Origin of the sequence: Paraburkholderia sp. NPDC080076, assembly GCF_050281145.1 — a bacterium.
Taxonomy (GTDB): Bacteria; Pseudomonadota; Gammaproteobacteria; order Burkholderiales; family Burkholderiaceae; genus Paraburkholderia.
This window is the reverse complement of the sequence record NZ_JBNNWQ010000017.1, coordinates 34395-53332: the sequence shown is the minus strand read 5'-3', so window position 1 is coordinate 53332 and position 18938 is coordinate 34395. Positions and strand designations below refer to the sequence as shown.

The 18938-nt window shown below is 58.7% G+C and carries 21 protein-coding genes; 15 read left to right on the top strand and 6 right to left on the bottom strand.

Features of this window, described 5'->3' with window-relative positions; all coding sequences use genetic code 11:
* Positions 1-536 precede the first annotated feature (536 nt).
* From ACQKRQ_RS39750 to ACQKRQ_RS39720, 7 genes are all read left to right on the top strand, one after another.
* Complete coding sequence (locus ACQKRQ_RS39750; RefSeq protein ID WP_427483155.1) at positions 537-1946, top strand: MmgE/PrpD family protein; 1410 nt, start codon at positions 537-539, stop codon at positions 1944-1946.
* A 26-nt stretch (positions 1947-1972) separates the two neighbouring features.
* Positions 1973-2203 carry a tautomerase family protein gene (locus tag ACQKRQ_RS39745; protein WP_132374109.1) on the top strand — a complete coding sequence of 77 codons (231 nt, stop codon included), beginning with the start codon at positions 1973-1975 and terminating at the stop codon, positions 2201-2203.
* An 18-nt stretch (positions 2204-2221) separates the two neighbouring features.
* Positions 2222-2425: a tautomerase family protein gene (locus tag ACQKRQ_RS39740; RefSeq protein ID WP_132374110.1), complete on the top strand. Its 204-nt coding sequence runs from the start codon at positions 2222-2224 to the stop codon at positions 2423-2425.
* A 186-nt stretch (positions 2426-2611) separates the two neighbouring features.
* A complete protein-coding gene (locus tag ACQKRQ_RS39735; RefSeq protein ID WP_427483153.1) occupies positions 2612-2908 on the top strand; it encodes a DUF485 domain-containing protein in 297 nt (98 codons plus the stop codon).
* 18 nt (positions 2909-2926) lie between these two features.
* On the top strand, positions 2927-4573 hold the full coding sequence (gene actP, locus ACQKRQ_RS39730) for a cation/acetate symporter ActP (protein WP_427483151.1): 1647 nt from the start codon (positions 2927-2929) through the stop codon (positions 4571-4573).
* Positions 4574-5087: 514 nt separating this feature from the next.
* Positions 5088-5975: a LysR family transcriptional regulator gene (locus tag ACQKRQ_RS39725; protein WP_132374113.1), complete on the top strand. Its 888-nt coding sequence runs from the start codon at positions 5088-5090 to the stop codon at positions 5973-5975.
* Between the two features lie 791 nt (positions 5976-6766).
* The gene (locus ACQKRQ_RS39720) at positions 6767-7291 is read left to right on the top strand and encodes a YceI family protein (protein ID WP_427483249.1); all 525 of its coding nucleotides are present in this window, start codon (positions 6767-6769) and stop codon (positions 7289-7291) included.
* On the opposite strand, the gene ACQKRQ_RS39715 is transcribed toward ACQKRQ_RS39720, so the two are convergent.
* Positions 7239-8423: an FAD-dependent oxidoreductase gene (locus ACQKRQ_RS39715; RefSeq protein WP_427483149.1), complete on the bottom strand. Its 1185-nt coding sequence runs from the start codon at positions 8421-8423 to the stop codon at positions 7239-7241. The genes ACQKRQ_RS39720 and ACQKRQ_RS39715 overlap by 53 nt on opposite strands.
* A 14-nt stretch (positions 8424-8437) precedes the next feature.
* Positions 8438-9979 (bottom strand): FAD-dependent monooxygenase, encoded by a 1542-nt coding sequence (locus ACQKRQ_RS39710; RefSeq protein WP_427483147.1) that lies wholly within the window; start codon positions 9977-9979, stop codon positions 8438-8440.
* A gap of 105 nt (positions 9980-10084) precedes the next feature.
* Between ACQKRQ_RS39710 and ACQKRQ_RS39705 the strand changes: the two genes are divergently transcribed.
* The 5 genes from ACQKRQ_RS39705 (at position 10085) to arsH (ending at position 13630) form a co-directional block, all read left to right on the top strand.
* Entirely contained in the window at positions 10085-10777 is a 693-nt protein-coding gene (locus ACQKRQ_RS39705) for a TetR/AcrR family transcriptional regulator (protein WP_427483145.1), read from the top strand.
* Between the two features lie 146 nt (positions 10778-10923).
* Positions 10924-11256 (top strand): ArsR/SmtB family transcription factor, encoded by a 333-nt coding sequence (locus ACQKRQ_RS39700; protein ID WP_132374118.1) that lies wholly within the window; start codon positions 10924-10926, stop codon positions 11254-11256.
* 105 nt (positions 11257-11361) lie between these two features.
* The gene (gene arsB, locus ACQKRQ_RS39695; protein WP_427483142.1) at positions 11362-12447 is read left to right on the top strand and encodes an ACR3 family arsenite efflux transporter; all 1086 of its coding nucleotides are present in this window, start codon (positions 11362-11364) and stop codon (positions 12445-12447) included.
* Positions 12444-12869, top strand: a complete 426-nt coding sequence (arsC, locus tag ACQKRQ_RS39690; protein WP_427483141.1) for an arsenate reductase (glutaredoxin) — start codon at positions 12444-12446, stop codon at positions 12867-12869. The genes arsB and arsC overlap by 4 nt, the downstream gene beginning before the upstream one ends.
* Positions 12866-13630 carry an arsenical resistance protein ArsH gene (gene arsH / locus ACQKRQ_RS39685; RefSeq protein WP_427483139.1) on the top strand — a complete coding sequence of 255 codons (765 nt, stop codon included), beginning with the start codon at positions 12866-12868 and terminating at the stop codon, positions 13628-13630. The genes arsC and arsH overlap by 4 nt, the downstream gene beginning before the upstream one ends.
* A 71-nt stretch (positions 13631-13701) precedes the next feature.
* Here the strand turns inward: arsH and ACQKRQ_RS39680 are convergent, their stop codons facing one another.
* Positions 13702-14265, bottom strand: a complete 564-nt coding sequence (locus ACQKRQ_RS39680; RefSeq protein ID WP_427483137.1) for a hypothetical protein — start codon at positions 14263-14265, stop codon at positions 13702-13704.
* Between the two features lie 252 nt (positions 14266-14517).
* Positions 14518-15270: an SDR family oxidoreductase gene (locus ACQKRQ_RS39675; RefSeq protein ID WP_427483135.1), complete on the bottom strand. Its 753-nt coding sequence runs from the start codon at positions 15268-15270 to the stop codon at positions 14518-14520.
* A 190-nt stretch (positions 15271-15460) separates the two neighbouring features.
* On the opposite strand from ACQKRQ_RS39675, the gene ACQKRQ_RS39670 reads away from it, so the two are divergent.
* Together ACQKRQ_RS39670 and ACQKRQ_RS39665 are read left to right on the top strand one after the other, a co-directional pair.
* On the top strand, positions 15461-16591 hold the full coding sequence (locus ACQKRQ_RS39670) for a PLP-dependent aminotransferase family protein (protein ID WP_427483133.1): 1131 nt from the start codon (positions 15461-15463) through the stop codon (positions 16589-16591).
* Positions 16585-16884 carry a hypothetical protein gene (locus ACQKRQ_RS39665; protein WP_427483132.1) on the top strand — a complete coding sequence of 100 codons (300 nt, stop codon included), beginning with the start codon at positions 16585-16587 and terminating at the stop codon, positions 16882-16884. Before ACQKRQ_RS39670 ends, ACQKRQ_RS39665 begins: the two co-directional genes overlap by 7 nt.
* 98 nt (positions 16885-16982) lie before the next feature.
* Here the strand turns inward: ACQKRQ_RS39665 and ACQKRQ_RS39660 are convergent, their stop codons facing one another.
* Entirely contained in the window at positions 16983-17657 is a 675-nt protein-coding gene (locus ACQKRQ_RS39660; protein ID WP_427483131.1) for an FMN-dependent NADH-azoreductase, read from the bottom strand.
* Positions 17654-18121 carry a GNAT family N-acetyltransferase gene (locus ACQKRQ_RS39655; protein ID WP_427483129.1) on the bottom strand — a complete coding sequence of 156 codons (468 nt, stop codon included), beginning with the start codon at positions 18119-18121 and terminating at the stop codon, positions 17654-17656. Before ACQKRQ_RS39655 ends, ACQKRQ_RS39660 begins: the two co-directional genes overlap by 4 nt.
* Before the next feature lie 296 nt (positions 18122-18417).
* Here ACQKRQ_RS39655 and ACQKRQ_RS39650 point away from each other — a divergent pair, with 296 nt between their 5' ends.
* The gene (locus ACQKRQ_RS39650; RefSeq protein ID WP_408287556.1) at positions 18418-18840 is read left to right on the top strand and encodes a hypothetical protein; all 423 of its coding nucleotides are present in this window, start codon (positions 18418-18420) and stop codon (positions 18838-18840) included.
* Positions 18841-18938: the final 98 nt, after the last annotated feature.

Here is an 18938-nt window from a genome sequence, read left to right as displayed (position 1 = left end):
TTCGTGGGTGAAGCGCTCTTCGGCGACACCAATCTGACGCGAACTGCCCGTGCGTAACTGGTCAGTCGATTGGTCGCGGCGATCTCTCGATTCCAGCGACGAAATGATCCGAAAATCGGTTGACCGTTTAGAAGCAGCGCAACCTGCAAAGCACCTGAGCGGAATCCTATGAGCGGCTCCGGGGCGCACTGGCCGGATTGGCCAGGGGCCCGGAATGACCGGGTTATCTCTGAGATAGATAACCGTATTTAATACCTTCGCTTGATAACCAGTTCGAATGATGCGAGTTTGTCTCATTGGTTGGAGACACGGCAATGTCACATCGAAACCCGATTTCGGCAGGAGATGGCAGATGGCGGAGTCACTGCTGCTGGTTCAACGTCGCCGGGCAACGAAGCGAAATCGTGGCCCTATAGCTATGAGCGTGTGTAGACGGAAGGCGAAGCGCGTCAATTGAAAGAAATGCATGCGAGTCGCCAATTGAGAATCGGACTGCCGTTCGAGGCGATCCGGAAATTTTTGGGGATAAATTTCAAATGAGTACACCCACGACTGCGCAGCGTATCGGCCGCTTTGCATACGACGCACGTGCAAACCATCTTACTCCCGGCGCGAGGGCAATTCTCAAGCGGAATATTCTTGACAGTCTGGGTTGTGCAATAGCAGCGCTGCCTGGTAAGCCGTTCAAGGCGCTTCGCGATCAGTTCGATGAGTACCGCGGCTCGGGGACATGTTCCTTGATTGGAGGCGGTAAGACTTCGCCCGATCAGGCCGCCTTGTACAACTCCGGTTTGGTCAGGTATGTAGACCTGCTGGACAGCTATATGTCCCCCGGTGGACTCTGTCACCCGAGCGATAACTTCGGCACCATTCTGGCCGCTGCTGAGCATACGTCCGCAAGTGGCGAAGAGTTCATGCTGGCGTTGGCAACGGCCTATGAAATTGGCTGCCGTATTACCGCAATCGTGCCGGTTATGGCCAAAGGGTTTAACCACGCTATTCAGCTGGCGATCTCGGCCGCAGCCGGGTCGGGAAAGCTGTTCGGTCTCGATGCCGATCAAATTGCTAACGCGATTGCAATCGCAACGATCGACAATATTTCACTGACGTGCGTCCATTCCGAGCCGGTTTCACAGTGGAAAGGCTTTTCCCCCGGTATCACGGGCATGAGAGCCGTCTATTCTGCTTCTCTTGCCAAGCGTGGATTCACAGGTCCTCTTCGCCTTTTCGAAGGGCCCAATGGTCTGGTGCGAATGTTTGACCAACCGCTCGACGTCGATTGGGAAGACCAGCGGCTCGAGGTCGTTCACCAGACGATCATGAAGAAATACTGTTCGCTCATTCATGGTCAACCTGTCCTTGAAGCGACGCTCGCGTTAAAGCGAAAACATGATTTGACGAGCGATGACGTGGACGAAGTCCAATGTGACATCTTCCAAAGCGGATTCGACATTGCCGGCGGCGGCAGCTTCGGCCCGAAGGATGACCCGCAGACCAAAGAACAGGCGGACTACAACCTCAAGTATCTGATTGCGGCTGCGTTGCTCGATGGCCAGGTCGGTCCGGCTCAGCTTGAACCCGAGCGTGTACAGGCACCCGATGCACAGGCATTGCTCAGAAGAGTGTCGGTGAAACCTGACGCTGAATTTTCAGCGCAATACCCACAGGCTCTCAACACGCGCGTGACGATCAAATGCAAGGATGGTCGCGTGTTGGTCACTGAGCATATCGGCTTCGAAGGCGGCCTGGACAATCCGTTCACGTGGGAACGCACCGTCGATAAATTCAACTGGTTAAGCGAACCACACGCGGACAAGGAACTCCGGGATCAGCTCATCGAGCTCGTCTCGGAGCTGGATGAACATCCGATCGAAGACTTAATGAACCTCTTGGCGAAAGTCAGTCCGGAGCCACGATTCCCGGCGACGCATCCGGGAATTCAATAATCCATAAAGGTATTTAGGAGCTATATATGGCACTCATTTCTTGTGACATGCGTTTTGGTCGGACCGACGAACAAAAGCGGCAACTTGCCGCCGGCTTACTCCGGGTGGTCAGCGCCGCGACAGGTGAAACGAAGAATGACATCTTTTTCGTGATTCGCGAGGGACGTGGAATCAATTTCGTCGAACACGGCGAGCATCTTCCGGAGTATGTCGAGGGTGCGGCGAACGATAAAGAACTGATTGAACGTCTTAAATAGATCTGACGGAGAAACATTGTGCCTTTCATCGAATGCCATATCAAGAGCGGTCTTACGCAAGAACGACGTGAACAACTCATCAGGGACATCATCCAGGTCACGCACGATTCGATCGGATCAGACCCGAAGATTATCAATGTGATCTTGCACGAACATCCGGCTGAAAATATCAGTATTTCCAGTCGGATTAATGGAGAGGACTTCAAGAAGTCCGCCGGGTAGCCGCGCCAAACTGCGCGCCAGGGTCTTGTTCGGAGTTCCGCCGGGCGTGGTGTCCGGCGGCTGGAAGGCAGTGCATGCGATAACGATTGAAGATACGGATAACCATAGCGTTGTCTCTAGCAGGTCTGTTGAGAAACGCGTTTTTTGATAGACATAGTACGTAGTACAAAATAATATGGAGGAGAAATGGACAGAGCAAAAATGGCGGCAGACGGTGTCGCTGCCGGAAGCGATAGGGTAGGGTTGGCAATATTTCTGACGTTCGTCGAAGTGCTGATGTTCTTCGGGTTCATTACTCTTGCCGTCGTGTCGCCGGCAACGCTCGCTTCGCCGGTGATAGATGGGTCGGAGGTTACGGTTGCGTTCCTATACGGAATAGTCATTCTGGTCGTTAGCGTGCTGCTTATCGGGTTGTATGTCCTGGTCGAAAACGCAGCAGATTCGCGAAAGTTTCGTATCGATTCCGCTGAATTTCAATCGTAAATTGCCCGGTGACCCGTTATGAACATTCTTCGACATGGTGCTTTTCTCGCGCTTTCAGCATCCGCATGCGTTGCGAGTACCGGATCCTTTGCTGCCGGGAGCGGCGTAGGTACCGGAAACGGCGTGGCGATAGCGTTTTTTCTTGCTTTCGTACTGGCGACGCTTGCTATTACCTACTGGGCCGCCAAGCGAACGAAGTCGACTGACGATTTCTACGCAGCCGGAGGTGAAATAACCGCATTGCAAAATGGTCTTGCAATCGCGGGTGACTTCATGTCAGCCGGTGCATTTCTTGGTCTGACAGCTTTGGTGTTCAGTAGTGGGTTTGATGGTCTTGTCTACGCGGTAGGGTATGCGACGGGGATGCCAATTGTTGTGTTTCTGCTGGCGACGAGACTGCGAAAACTCGGTAAATATACAGTCGCTGATGCGGTTTCCACGCGTCTTGGCGAGACACCGATTCGTATCTTTTCGGCTTGCGCATCGCTATGCATTGTTTCGCTATACCTCATCGCGCAAATGGTGGGGGCAGGGCAACTGATCAAGCTGTTGTTTGGTATTGACTATGTCTACGCCGAAATTCTTGTTGGCGCTCTCATGATGTTTTATGTGGCCTTCGGAGGGATGGTCGCCACGACTTGGGTACAGCTAGTGAAGGCGACGTTGCTGCTGCTCGGCACGATCGTGATGAGCTTTCTCGTGCTGCGAAATTTTGGCTTTAACTTCTCGGAATTGTTGCGGCATGCGGTGGAAATTCATCCAAAGGGCAGTGCAATCCTCAGTCCACAGTTTCTGGTGAGAGATCCTGTGTCGGGATTTTCATTGGGTCTTGCGGTGATGTTTGGTACCTCGGGATTGCCGCACATTCTCATGCGTTTCTTCACGGTTCCCGACGCACGGGCTGCACGCGGCTCGGTATTTTGGGCAAGTGCATTTATCAACCTGTTCTTTGCACTCGTGTTTGTCATCGGGTTTGGATCTATCGCGCTGGTCGCCTCCAATCCGGACTTCCTGGATGGCGCGGGAAAACCGCTCGGCGGCGTAAATATGGTTGCTATCCACCTTGCAAAGGCGGTAGGAGGAAACGCGTTGCTTGGGTTTATCTCCGCAGTCGCATTCGCTACCATTCTTGCGGTTGTCTCGGGGTTGACACTCGCGGGTTCTTCGGCAGTTTCGCATGACCTTTACGCCCGTGTCTTTTGCAAAGGCGCCGCGAGTCAAGCCAATGAAGTACGGGTATCAAGGATATCGACTCTGGTTCTTGGGGTCATCGCGGTGGCATTGGGTATTGCATTCAGGACACAGAACGTGGCTTACATGCTTGGACTTACTTTCTCGGTCGCCTGCAGCTCGACTTTTCCAGTGTTGCTGCTTGCCCTTTATTGGAAACGATTGACCACGATTGGAGCCGTTGTGGGTGGAACTGTCGGGCTGGTCTCTGCCATCTTGCTGACGGTCGCAGGCCCAGCCGTCTGGGTGCATGTTATGGGGAATGCGAAGCCACTTTTCTCAATCGATCCGCCGACCATAGTGACTATGCCGCTCGCGTTCATGACGTGCTGGTTGATATCCATACTGGACCGTAGCAAACAGGCGGATGCTGACAGGGCGCGCAGTGCGACTCTACAGGAGCATCCGGTATTCGCGGGACCGATTGGTCATTAGATCCGGGAGCGGCGTACAGAGATTTTGTCGCCGTTAGGTGGTCGAACTCGCGAGGCTATCCGATGGAGTGGTCGGCCGCAGGACAAGGTGGTATAGCTCGTCACTCAGTTCGAGGGCGGATCGTCGAGATCCGCTCTGTACACTTTCGGTTCAGATAGAAGCAGGCAGTCCTCCAAGCTCGACAGTGCGCTGAACGTCGCACCAACGCTGCTCTGTTCCTGCGCTATTTCTCGCGTTTGCGAAGCGACCAAAGGGTACTGTTTGCCTCGAATGTTCAATTTCGCTTTGGTGTAGCATGCAAGATAAGTTCGCTGTGCAGCGCTGTGCGAACCGTCGTACGGTTCGTGAATTTTGGCCGCCTCCGACAGTTGCCGACGGTCTGCACTCTGTTCAATCAGTGTGTCGTGCAAGCGTCTGAATATAACGAAGTTATCGAGCCGAACTTGTTGATAGCTTGCCGCTCGGACATCGAAGCTTTTATTGAGGTTGTGGACATTTCATAGAGGTGCAAAGCATGGACGCTGCCGACCTCAAGGTCTTCGAAGCCGTAGCTCGTCATGGAAGTATGAACCGGGCAGCTACCGAGCTCAATACCGTTCAATCCAATGTGACAGCGCGAATTCGATCTCTGGAGAGAGAGGTCGGAGTCGCTCTCTTTCAAAGGCACGTGCGCGGCGTGAGCATGACCCCTGCGGGGCAGCGCATGCTTCCGTATGCCGCGCGTATTGCAAAGCTCATTGCAGATGCCAAGGTGGCAGCGCTGGATGACGGCGCACCGAGCGGCACTCTCACGCTCGGAACACTCGAGACGACTGTGGCGTTGAGGCTCTCTCCAATACTAAGTAACTTCGCTCGAATGTATCCGCAGGTTCGACTGTCTCTGACAACGGGCACGAGTTGCAGTCTCACGGCCGATGTTGCGGAATGTCGTCTGGACGGGGCGTTTATAGCGGGTCCGCTGGACCATCCGGACCTTTACATTGAGACTGTCTTTCATGAGGAGTTGGTTCTGGTTACGCCGCGTACCGTACGCACGCTCGAGGCGATCAGATCGGTGCAGAACCTCAAAACAATTGTCTTCCGTTCAGGTTGCTCGTACCGTCAGCGGCTCGACGCGCTGCTCGCCGAAATGGGGGTGCTCACGGCAGCGCCCCTCGAATTTGGCTCGATGGATGCGATCATCGCATGCGTTGCTGCGGGTATCGGTATCACGCTATTGCCCCGAGGCGTGGTCTCCGCGGCGGCGGAACAGGATCTCGTTACTATCCACGCCATATCGCCAGAGAAGGGGCAAGTCGAAACGCTGTTTATCCGGCGGCATGATGCCTATGTCTCGAGTGCAATGCAGGCTTTCGTTGACGTTGCACGGTCTCAGCTCGGTCCGCTGATGGTCGCCGCGTAGACGGTGTACGGGACTAACGTCACGCGGCGAGCCTTGGCGATCCGCGGTTCAGCCCGTCTGATTGAAGCCATGCGCTATTGATTTCCAGCGAATTCTGACCGACAGTTTTCATCTGGATTTGTGCCTCAGACAGCGTAGTGCAGTTGGCGGCGACGGCGTCGAGTGCTGCCGAAGTCGTATCGGTGTGGATCGCGACTGTCGCTTCAGTTGAATCGAATGGCGTGCCGTTCGAGCCAGTTCAACAGATCATCGCCGTTTCCAAGCCAATTTGTCGTACTCTCGCGCGCGTCGTCTCCGGATTCAGAAAGTCAAAATCAAGTCCATCGGCCAGAAATCTTGCCGATGGACGCTCAATTGTGATTCTCTTCCCACGCTGACTCGGTGTCATTGTTGCATGGTTGGCAAAGGAATGGATAACCTGTTCACTTGCTCTGGTCAAGTTACGCGGATAGGATGATCGCATGGACATCGCCGATAAAGCGACTGCGTCATAGAGAGATTCGTTAGTAATCCAGATGTAACTAGGCAGATTGTCGAGATAACGTTTCAGCGTTAGGCACATGTCCGTGCTCAACATCGCCGGCGGCATGCCCCGAGGCGCTCCTTCTTCCAATACTGACCTGGCGCGATCCATCCCGATCTTTGCCCGGGTGATTTCGTCTTCCCGACCCGTCCAGACAAAGTGGATATACAGGCTGCCTTTTTGACTCTTACCAGACCAACCCAAGGAATCTGAATTGAATAAGAACCTGATTGCAGCTGGCATTCTGGCGCTGATCACGGGCGCCACCATGGCGGCCCCGACGACCTACGACCTCGACCCGAGGCACACCTATCCCAGCTTCGAAGCTGATCATTTTGGCGGCATTTCGGTGTGGCGAGGTAAGTTCACGAAAAGCAGCGGCGTCGTGACACTTGACCGCGCTGCGAAGACTGGCACGATCGACGTGTCGATTGACACCGCGTCGATTGACACCGGTAATGCGCAACTCGATACGCGCGTGAGGTCGGATGAATTTTTCGATGTCACGAGGTATCCGACCGCGACGTTCAAAGGCAATGCACTCCGCTTTGATGGCGACACGCCGACCGAGGTCTCGGGCGACTTCACGTTTCATGGGGTGACCAAGCCGCTGACGTTGAAGATTGATTCGTTCAAGTGCTTCGTCAACCCGCTGATCAAGCGTGAGGTGTGTGGTGCGGAAGCCAGCGCGCAATTCGACCGGGCCGATTACGGAGTGACTTGGAGCACTAAATATGGCTTCAAGACGCTGACTCGCTTGCAGATTCAGGTTGAAGGCGTGAAGGCGGACTAGGCTGTAGGCAGTAATTGGTGAAAAATTCAACGACGCTCTGAGGCGAGTTGTCGTTGAAGAACAGCTTGAGGTTCCGTTCAGCCTCCGCAGCAGTGGACGCGCTGCGGGGAAAGAGGTCCTTTTCATAGGCGATGAGCGCAGCTTCAACATCACCGGGGTTGGCGGAGATGGCTTTCCCGAGTTCAGCGCCGTCGTACATCGCGAGGTTGGCCCCTTCACCAGCGAACGGCGACATCAGGTGCGCAGCATCGCCAAGCAAAGTCACGCCGGGTACGCGATCCCATTTGTGCTCGACCGGCAGCGCATGGATAGTGCGAGGCACAGGGTCAGTCTCACCATCGGTTAGGAGCGCTGTGAGCTCCGGAGCCCAGCCGTCGAATTCCTCGGCGACGCGGGCTAAGGCAGTGGGCGGGTGGGAGAAGTCGATGCGAGCTATCCAATCCTCCGGTTTGATCAAGGCCACGTACGTGTGCAGCACATCATTGGCCTCGCGATGCGCGAGGATGCCTTTCCCCGGCGCTAGCGCAAACAGCGCGCCACCGCCCACCGCTTCGGCGCTTGCCTTGTGACGCATGTCGCCGTCAAACAGGTATGTCTCAATGAATGAAACGCCGAGATATGCGGGCTTAGCCTTGGAAAGAAGCGGACGAACTCTTGACCAGGCGCCATCTGCGCCGACGAGGAGGTCGGTGGTCACGGTCGAGCCATCGGCGAAGGTCAACACGTGCCGGCCGTCGCCGAGTGGACCGACCGCTGTGACCTTGTGTCCCCAGCGGATCGTGTTGGCAGGAAGTGAGTCAAGCAGAATCCGACGAAGGTCTCCTCGGTGTACCTCAGGGCGACCGCCTGTACCGTCGTCGGGCTCATCGATCAGGACATTGCCGTCCTTGTCGAGCACCCGGGTCGCTTCGCCGCCAGTTCGGATGATCCCGAGGAATTCGCCGAAGAGCCCCGCTGCTTTAAGTGCGAGCTGCCCGTTGTATTCGTGGATATCGAGCAATCCTCCCTGCGTGCGCGCGGTTGCCGAGGCTTCCGCTTCGTAGATCGTCGCTGCAATACCGTGAACGTGGAGGACGCGAGCGAGTGTCAGGCCGCCGAGCCCGGCACCGATGATTGTGACTGGAGTATTCATCCTGATTCCGTCCTTCACCAGCGAGCCGCGGCTTTTTGGAGTTCGCTGTAATCCGGGTCGTTGTCAGAGGCCCAGGCAATAATCCCATCAGGACGTACCAGTGCAGCGCTCAAGCCCAATTGTTCTTTCGCGCGGCCAGAAACGTACTTGATTCGATCGTCATCTGAGTTCGCCAAAGTTTTCAGGGAAGCGTTGCTGTCAAAATCAAGCAGTACGCCCCGGCCATCGCGCATTAGCTGACCGATTGTTGCGCCGTCTTCGAACTCAAAGTTGGGAACGCTATGGCCTACGAGAGGATGGCCGCCATCAAGATTGTAGTTTGTGAAAACGCCCCACACCCTTCCTGCAAAGTAGGTGGCACCATCGCGCGTGTTCATCAGGTCGCGGATGATTGCATTTAGCGCGCGGGCTTGTGGGTCGGGTCTCATGATTGCGACCTGGGCGCGTGACCAGTCCAGAACTCGTGCACCGATCGGGTGTCGTTCCGTCTGATAACTGTCCAACAAGCCTTCCGGCGCTTTCCTCTTGATGGTGGCGGCGAGCTTCCAGCCCAGGTTCATGGCGTCGCCGAGGCCAAGATTGAGCCCTTGGCCTCCAAGCGGCGCATGAATGTGCGCGGCATCGCCAGCTAAAAGAACCCGTCCGTTGCGATAGGTTGTTACCTGCCGTGCCCGGTCCGTCCACGTGGCCGCGATGTGCAAGCCATTGATACTGACGTCGGTGGTCGAGATGCGGCGTAGAACTTCCTGCACGTGTTCTCGCGTCATTGGCGTTCCTGCGCTATGAAATGCGCCGCCATCAAAATCCTGCATCACCAGGTAACCCGGCTGCGATTGCAAGTACATGCCTGTGGGTGTCACGTTTCGGCCCGACTTGAGCTTCTCCGGATCGGCAATGTCGACTTTAGCCGTGTAGCCGGTGAATTCTGGCTCAGTACCGACGAATTCAAAACCGCCTGCCTTGCGAACAACACTGCGGCTTCCATCGCAACCCACCAGCCATTGACTTTCAAAAGTCTGGTTTCCGCACTGAACAGTGACTCCGTCCTCGGCTTGATGAAAGTCGGTAACGGGAAACCCGCGCTTGATTTCGACGCCCAAGGCTTCTGCGCGGCGAGACAGCACCACTTCAAGCTCTTCCATTTCGGATATCAAACTGGTTGCGGTCGAACTCGGCAGGCGATACGTCCACTGAGAGGTGTCAATATCGCCGTCATGAAACGGAATGCCGGCGAAGTGCCCCACCTGACGACGCGACCCTTCGCCAGAGTTTTGGTGGGGATTCCTGAGGCGTTTATGGATCTCAAGTTCCTGTAGCAATCCACGACGGTAAAGCGCTTCAATAGTTGGCGCGGAGAGTCCGCGTATGCCGAAGGGGAGCTGCTTCAATGGCGAGTGCGGATCCTCCGTCTTCTCCAGTATCAGGACGGAACATTTGGCCAAAGCCAGTTCACAGGCGAGAAATAACCCTACCGGGCCCGCGCCGGAAATGATCACGTCGTGAATAGATCGATTCTGTGCGGATTGCTTGCGGTTGACCGTGACTGGATTATTCATCCTGCTTCCTTCGATGTTGGAGGCCGCCACCGGGAACCCCGCAGATAGTTATGGAACGTCATTCCACAATATTGGAACGACATTCCAAATGTGTCAAGATGCGGCATGACCAAAAAATCACGTAACACTCCACGTAGCCCTCAGCGACGAGAAGAATCGCTCTCGCGGGACCGCATCATCGAGGCGTCGATCGCGCTGTTGGACAGCAGTGGAGAAAGCGGACTGACATTCCGCACCCTGTCCGAGCGGCTTGCTACTGGTGCTGGCGCCATTTATTGGCACGTCGAGAACAAGAGCGATCTGCTGACCGCCGCCTGCGACGCCATCGTCGCTCGCACGATGGCGTCGTGCGTGGCCGGCGCGACACCGCAGGCGACAATTCGCGCCCTCGCGCTGGGCATGTTCGACGCGATCGACGCGCATCCGTGGGTTGGCTCGGCCCTCACACGTGTGGCGGGGCAGTTGCCCATGGTGCGCATTGTCGAATGCCTGGGTCAGCAGGTTCGCGCGCTTGATGTGTCCGATGAAGACCAGTGGGCAGCGGTGTCCGCGCTGCTGCACTACATCCTTGGCGTCGCTGGACAGAACGCCGCCAACACGCAGTTCGCCCGGACGCGAGGCGTCGACAGATCCGACTTCCTGGACGCGATGGCGACCGTATGGTCCCAGCTCGATCCGAATGAGTATCCGTTCGCACGCAGCCTCGCCGGACAGTTGCGCGTTCACGACGACCGGGTCGATTTTCTCGCCGGAATCGATCTCATCCTGAGTGGTATCGAGTCACCGCGCGGTCGCTGACAAGGCGCTGACCCAGCGACTCAAGCAGGGGCGGTTGGACGTTCGCGAGCTCGAACTCCGCTCGGCTATCGAGTGCCATTCGCCTGAATCCGATCTTCATTTCAACAATCCTTGAAATATGGAAATGGATGATTTATTGTTCGGGCATGGACTCAAACCTCGTTGTACGCGCCTTGAGCGCGCTCGCCCATGAATCGCGCCTTGCGATCTTCCGTCTGCTGGTCGTGGCCGGCCCTGATGGCATGGCTGCCGGCGAAATCGCCCAGCAGCTTGGACTTTCCCCTTCCAGCCTGTCCTTCCACCTGAAGGACCTGTCACATGCGGACCTGGTGAAGCCGCGACAGGAGGGGCGTTTCATCATCTACACGGCGAACTTCGACGCCATGTCGGGCTTGATCGCTTTCCTGACGGAGAACTGCTGCGCCGGTGCAACCTGTGCGGCAAGCAACATCGTCAGCTGCTGCGGAGACAAACCGTGAAACGGATGCCCATCCATGTGGAGTTGGCCGAGATGACTATGTGCTTTAACGCAGCGCAACTGCGAGAAATGCGCGCGATTGGCGAGAAGTCCGCAGAGGAAGCCAATGAGCGGCACTGATACGGCGAACGACGGCGCACGGCCGGCGATCGGATTTTTCGAGCGTTACCTCACGGTCTGGGTCGCTCTCTGCATTGTGGGCGGCATTCTGTTCGGCCAATTGTTACCCCGGCTCTTCCAGTCGATTGGTGCAATGGAAGTGGCTCAGGTCAACCTTCCGGTCGGTGTGCTGATCTGGGTGATGATCATCCCGATGCTGGTCAAGATCGACTTTGCCGCCATGACCCAGGTTAAGAGCCAATGGCGCGGCATAGGCGTCACGCTGTTCGTGAACTGGTTCGTCAAACCGTTCTCGATGGCATTGCTCGGCTGGATCTTCATCCGCCACGTGTTTGCGCCGTTGCTTCCCGTCGATCAGATCGACAGCTATATCGCCGGCCTGATCCTGCTGGCCGCCGCACCCTGCACGGCGATGGTCTTCGTATGGTCGCAACTCTGCAAGGGCGATCCGTATTTCACGCTCTCACAAGTGGCGTTAAACGACTCCATCATGATAGTGGCGTTCGCGCCGCTCGTCGCACTCCTGCTCGGCCTGTCTGCGATCGCGGTGCCGTGGGATACGCTGATCATCTCGGTTGGTCTATACATCGTGGTCCCGGTCATCCTCGCGCAACTGCTGCGCCGCAAGCTGCTCGCCAAAGGTGACGCGCATTTCCGCCGGGCGGTCGCGCGTCTCGGTCCCTATTCGATCAGCGCACTGCTCGCGACCCTCGTGCTGCTGTTCGCCTTTCAGGGGCAGGCGATCGTCGAGGAGCCGCTCGTGATCGCCATGCTCGCGGTGCCGATCCTGATCCAGGTGTTTTTCAATTCAGGCCTCGCGTACCTGTTGAATCGGCGGCTCGGTGTCGCGCACTGCGTGGCGGGGCCGTCCAGTCTGATCGGCGCGAGCAATTTCTTTGAGCTTGCGGTCGCCACGGCAATCAGCCTGTTCGGTTTCCGTTCAGGCGCGGCCCTGGCGACTGTAGTCGGCGTGCTGATCGAAGTGCCGGTGATGTTGTTCGTCGTCGGCGTGGTCAACCGCTCGCAGCATTGGTACGAAGCGAAGCACGGCATCAAGGGGCAAAATGTATGAGCGTCACGATCTATCACAATCCCGATTGCGGCACGTCGCGCAACACGCTGGCGATGATCCGCAATGCCGGGATCGAGCCCGAAGTCATCGAGTATCTGAGGACGTCGCCCGATCGGAAGACACTGAAGGGGCTGATTGCTCGCGCCGGCTTGACGGTCCGCGCCGCGCTGCGTGAAAAGGGTACGCCCTACGCCGACCTTGGCTTGGGCGACGCGTCCCTGAGCGATGAGCAGTTGCTCGACACCATGATGCAGTACCCGATTCTGATCAACCGTCCATTTGTTGTTACGCCGCTTGGCGTGCGGCTGTGCCGGCCCTCCGAGGTCGTGCTCGAGATCCTGCCTGCCGGGCAGAGAGGCTCGTTCGCCAAAGAGGACGGCGAGCAGGTCGTCGATAGCGAAGGCCGGAGGCTCCTCAAATGACGCAGGATATGCCCAACCTCAGCGCACCGCACCTCGACTCGCCGGATCTGCAGAAACTCGAACCCCGCACGGTTTCGCAGCACCCCCCAAGAATCCTCCTGCTCTTCGGCTCGTTGCGCCCCACGTCATACAGCCGGCTGCTCGCGCTGGAAGCCGAACGCATCCTGCGCCATTTCGGCGCGCAAACGCGGGTGTTCGATCCGCACGGCTTGCCGCTTGCGGACAGCGTGCCGGCCGATCATCCGAAGGTGGTTGAACTGCGCCAACTCTCGGAGTGGTCGGAAGGGCAGGTGTGGTGCAGCCCGGAGCGTCACGGAACACTGACGGCCGTATTCAAGAACCAGATCGACTGGCTACCGCTTGAAAGCGGTGGTGTTCGCCCCACGCAGGGCCGTACGCTCGCGGTGATGCAAGTGTGCGGCGGATCGCAATCGTTTAACGCGGTGAACGCGTTGCGCATTCTCGGCCGATGGATGCGGATGGTGACCATCCCGAATCAGTCCTCGGTGGCGAAGGCGTGGCAGGAGTTCGATGCGGATGGCCGGATGAAGCCCTCGTCGTATTACGATCGCGTCGTCGACGTGATGGAAGAGCTGTGCAAGTTTACGCTACTGATACGTGACCGCTCCGACTACCTGAACGATCGCTATAGCGAGCGCAAGGAAGCGCACCCGGAGCTTGCAACGACGCTGGCAGCCGCCGCCATGAATCAGGAAACGGTGACCGCCAATGCGGACACCGACGACAGCGAAACTGAGTGACATCTGCGAGGATCGCGAAGAACCGATGCCGGCGCCAGGCAATCCGCAGCGGCCGTTGCCTTCAATCGAGATCAGAAAAAGGTATCCAACTCGTAATTCCGTTCGCCGGAAAATCCCATTGGATAGACGGAGGCGATAAATAACTCGCCGCCGATTTTGCGAATATTGATCGCAGCGCTCGTAACCTGTTTAGGCACGTCGCCGTTTTGCTCGAACCCGTAAATTGTGCCGTCTGTTACCGGAATGTTTTGGATCCATTTCTGCGGGCTACCGACGTTATTGTCCAACTCGTCGAGCGCTTGTTGTCCCTGTGTGCTGTTCAGCAGATATTGAGCGAGCCGGGCGGACGTATACCGATTCTCGGTACGGCTCTTTTTCAGCATATTCTTTTGGAGCTGGCTAAGTGTAACGAGGCCTGACGGGTGATCGCCGCTATGATTTCGTTGCTCGATGTGTCCCCGGTGCATGTATTCATGCCCTTGCTTTTTTCCGGTATTGTTGTAAGGGATTCGACCGTCAGGTACTTGTCCGACAGGGCGGGGTGAGCCTGGCCCGTTTGTCAGTTCGTGACCGTTGCTACGATCAATCGCTCCCATGGCTTCTTCTATCGTGTAGTGCTTCTTCACATTCGGCATTTTTGTCACCCAGCGAAATGGATATGAACTTTAGGCGAGGATCGAGCGCGCCGTCCAAAGCGAGACGGTATCTCCTGAAGCCTCGACGTTAACGGAACACTTGAGGCGTCCGTTTATTCCAGGTGCGCGGCTTTAAACCGATCGCTCGTCCTCAACTTACATTCATAGCGCTCACGGCGTGGGCTGAAAAAGGAACCGCCTGGTATTGCACATCGCAGATGGATTTCACACGAAGAAGATCAACGCGTGCAATCAACCCTTTTTAGCCTGCGCCAGCCACTGGTCAAGCCCGACGCGGCCAATCCGCGCGTCGCCGAGCGGCACGAGCGATTGTTCCTCGACGAGGCCGCCGTAGTACCGCGCAGCGCGATCCGTCACCACCGGGCGCGCGTCGCCCACCGATTTCAGATAACGCGCGATGATTTCCGCGAAGGGGGCGCGGTCCGGGCCGGCGATGTCGACCGTGCCGTTCAGCGGCGCGGCGAGCGCGACCTGCGCGAGGTTCGCCACGACATCGTCGACGGCGATCGGCTGAAACAGTCCTTCGCCGATGCGCACGGTGCCGCTGTCCGTGCTGAAATCCGCGATACCGCCGATGAACTCCATGAACTGCGTCGCGCGCACGATCGTGTACGGCACGCCCGCGGCTTTGATCACCTCTTCCTGCGCGACCTTGGCCGTGAAATACGCATTCTCCGGCGAGCGGTCGCAGCCGACGATCGATAGCGCAACGTGATGGCGCACCCCTGCGGCTGCTTCGGCCTTGCCGAGGTTGCGCGCCGAGGTGCGGAAGAAGTCGAGTACCGCCTGCGGCTCCCATGACGGCGCGTTCGTCACATCCACGACGACGTCCGCGCCCGCGAGCGCGTCGCTCAGGCCGTCGCCCGTCACGCTGTTCACGCCGGTACGCGGCGACGCGGGAAGCGCTTCATGGCCCGCCTCGCTGAGCAGCGTGACGAGACGCGATCCGATCAGGCCGGACCCACCGATTACGACGATTTTCATGGCAGATTCTCCAGAAGAGAGTAAATGAACGCGGGGGGCGCCGGGCGAGCGTCGTATCGCATGAAAGTGTTCGCCGCCGTCGCATCGCGTGAGGCCATTGTGGAAGAATCATGCTCGATCGAAAAGTGCCAAGAATTATCGACCCGACTAGTCCAGCCCGTTTGCCGCTCACCTTGCCCGCGAGACCGTCATGACCGTACCGACTCCCGCTTTGACCATCGAAATCGATCGACAGCAGCTGTTGCCGATCTATCTGCAGATCTGCGAGCGCTTCAGGACCGCGATCGCCGCCGGGCATCTGCGTCCCGGCGATCGCGTGCCCGCGCTGCGCGGCCTCGCCACGCAGCTGAACACGGCGCGTGGCACGGTCGAGCTCGCCTACACCATCCTCGTCGACGAGGGCTACCTGCAGATGCGCGGCGCGGCGGGCACGTTCGTATCGCCGTCGCTGCCGGCGTCGGTGATGCGCTCGTCGCGTGCGCAAGGTGTTCAGGATGCGCGCGGTAGTCAAAGCACTGAAGGTGCCTCCACGCCGCGGACGCCAACTGAATCGCGCGATGGTCAAGCGGCGGCGCGCCAGCTGGCCGTCACCGTCACCATGAGCGGCGAGCCAAGGCCGTTGCAACCCGGGCTGCCCGCGCTCGACGCGTTTCCAACCAAGGTGTGGAACCGGCTCGTTGCGCAGCGCGCGCGCAGCGGCGCACGCGCGATGCTCGCGTATCCGGACCCGGCCGGCTACCGGCCGCTGCGCGAACATATCGCCACCTATCTCGGGCTGTCGCGCGGCGTGACCTGCCTGCCGGAACAGGTGTTCGTGACCGGCGGCTACCGTGCGACGCTCGAACTCGTGTTGCGCAGTCTCGCCCGCCCGAACGATCGCGTGTGGTTCGAGGATCCCGGCTATCTGCTGGCGCGCGGTTTTCTCGCCGAGACCGGCGTGCAACTCGTGCCGGTGCCGGTGGATAGCGAAGGGATCGACGTCGAGCGCGGCACACTGCTGGATGCGCAGGCGCGCTTCGCCATGGTCACGCCGTCGCATCAAAGCCCGCTTGGGCACACGCTGTCGCTCGCGAGACGCATGGCGCTGCTGGACTGGGCAGGCAAGGCGTCGCGCTGGATCATCGAGGACGACTACGACAGCGAGTTCCGCTATCTGGGCCGGCCCTTGCCGGCTTTAAAGAGCCTCGACCGGCGCGATCGCGTGATCTATTGCGGCACGTTCAGCAAGGTGATGTTTCCCGGTTTGCGGCTCGCGTATGTGGTGGTGCCGGAGCGGGCCGTCGAGCGCGTCGGGCGTTGTACGCCGAGCGGCGCGTGCTGATCGTGCGCGCGCTAGAGCAGGCGTTTGGCGAACGGCTGATTGTCGATTTGCCGCCAGGTGGAATTCAGTTCGCAGTGCAGTTCGCCGAAGGCCCCAATGGCCCGGTCGACGATGTCGCCGTCGCCGCGCGCGCCCGCGAGGCGGGGCTCGCGGTGCTGCCGCTTTCGATCTGGTACGCGAATGGCCGCGCGCGGCGCACGCTGCGCGGCCTCGTGATGGGCTTCGCTAACATTACCGATGCGGATGAAGCAGGCCGTCTCGCGCGAACGTTGCGTGCGTGTCTGGACGGCTGACGCGCGGGGTATGTCTCCAGATCGCGAATTGGCGCAACGCTTCACGCCTTCGCACGATGCGACAAGAGCGCTCTCGGAACGCATTCCGTCCGCATGCTCTATGCGCTCCGCGCAGCCGGACCCGCCGTCGCCGTCGCATTGCCGGCCGCCAGCGCGGCGAGCGAGGCGAACACTGCATCTCCGGTAAGTTGGGCGCGCGCCGCATCGAGCGCTTCGGCCACCGTTGCTTCGCCCATTACGAGCCCCTGCAGGAGAAGAAACTGCACGCTTTGGATGCCGATCGAGCCGAGCGCGTAGCGCAGATACGGTGTCAGGAAATCCGGCTGCCGCGCGCGTTCGCCGCTATGCACACCGCCCGAACCGACGATCACGATGCTCGGCCGGTCGCGCATCAGTCCGACCTTGCCTTCCGGCGTAGAGGCGAACGTGCGATGAATGCGCAGCGTGTAGTCGATCCACAGCTTGAGCGCTGCCGGCACCGTGAAGTTGTGCATCGGCGTGTTGATAATGAGCGCATCCGTCGTTTCGATTTCACTGATCAGTTGCTCCGAGACGTCGAATTGCGCCTTATCCGGCGTACGCGACGTGACAGCGCGGGCATAGTCGCGGGCGACGGGCGGCAGCGGTGCGGCTGCCAGGTCGCGTTCGATCACCTGGATGGCCGATGCAGCGGGTGTGGCGTGCCGGCGCAGCATGCCGACGATCTCGTCGGCGAAACGGTAGCCGTGACTCGCCTCGCCATGCGGGCTGGCATTGAGCAGCAAAATTCTCATGACGTTAGCCCGGCAGGATGGGAAAGAGGGGCGAGCGGTTCGACGAAGTGCATGCCGCGAGCGAGCAGTCCATTGCGGAAATAGAAGCGTTGCGCAAGCGGCATGTGCAGGCCCGTGTCGAGCACGAATTGTGCGCAGCCGGCTTCGCGCGCAATCTGCCGTACCGCGTCGAGCAGTTGCGCGCCGACGCCGCCACGCTGCACGCTGCCATCGACAATCAGATCGTCGACATAGACGAAGCGGCCATACAACAGATTAGTCAGCGTCCGATAACCGGCGAGGCCGACGATGCTGCCCGCGTCGGACGCAGCGAGCAGGCGATAGCCTTCGGCATGCTGTCTGGCCACCTGCGCGGCGAACGAGGGCGCGTCCGTCAGGTGCGGGCGCAACTGGCGCATGACGTCGAATGCGGGCAGCAGCGCATCGGGCGTATCGAGGTGAACGAAGCGAAGCGAGGCGGGCATGTGTGTCTCCACAGGGAACGATGCTCACGATACCCCGCTCACGGCTCGGTCAACAGAGCCAAGAATCCACAATTCGACCGAGCCATCCGGCGCATGCGGTGTGCCGCCAGATAGCCGAACGGCGTCCATATCTGCGGCACAGCACACACACATGGCGGAAGTTTAGTCGTCCGGCGCACATTGTGCTGCGCATCGTCTCTGTAGAACTCAGGACTGGGTGACGGCGCAATACGGGTACCGGCTCGGTGCGCGTCCCCCGAAAAAACCAAATCGAAAAAACAAACGGGGAGTAACACATGTTGACAACATGGGGACACGGCATCTCACTCGCGATCATGCTCGCGGCAAGTGCTGCCGCGCACGCCGATGTGGACTGCGACGGCGGACGCGGCGGATACCGCTTTCAAACATCGGATGGCTGGTTTCAAAGCGACAAGCTGAAGCATTTCGCGGTCTCGGCGCCTTTCGGTGCGCTCGGCGCTTATCTGACACGCGACACCGAGCATCCCGTCATTTACGGCACACTCATCGGCACGGTACCTGGCTTGATCAAGGAAGGCATCGACGGCACCTGCCGTAGCAGCGGCTTTTCCTACAAGGATCTGGTTGCGGACCTGGCGGGCGCGTTGTCGGGGGCATTGCTGACCAATTGGGCCATCACCCTCAGTCGCGATGCGCGCGGCCACACCGTCGCGATCTCCTATACCAATCGCTTCTGAGTGACGAGGCGCGATCACTTCCCTCCGTGACGCCTCCCTTTTGCGGAGGCAAGTTCGTCGAACGTGCGAGCATTGTCTTTGGCGCCGCTGGCATTCGC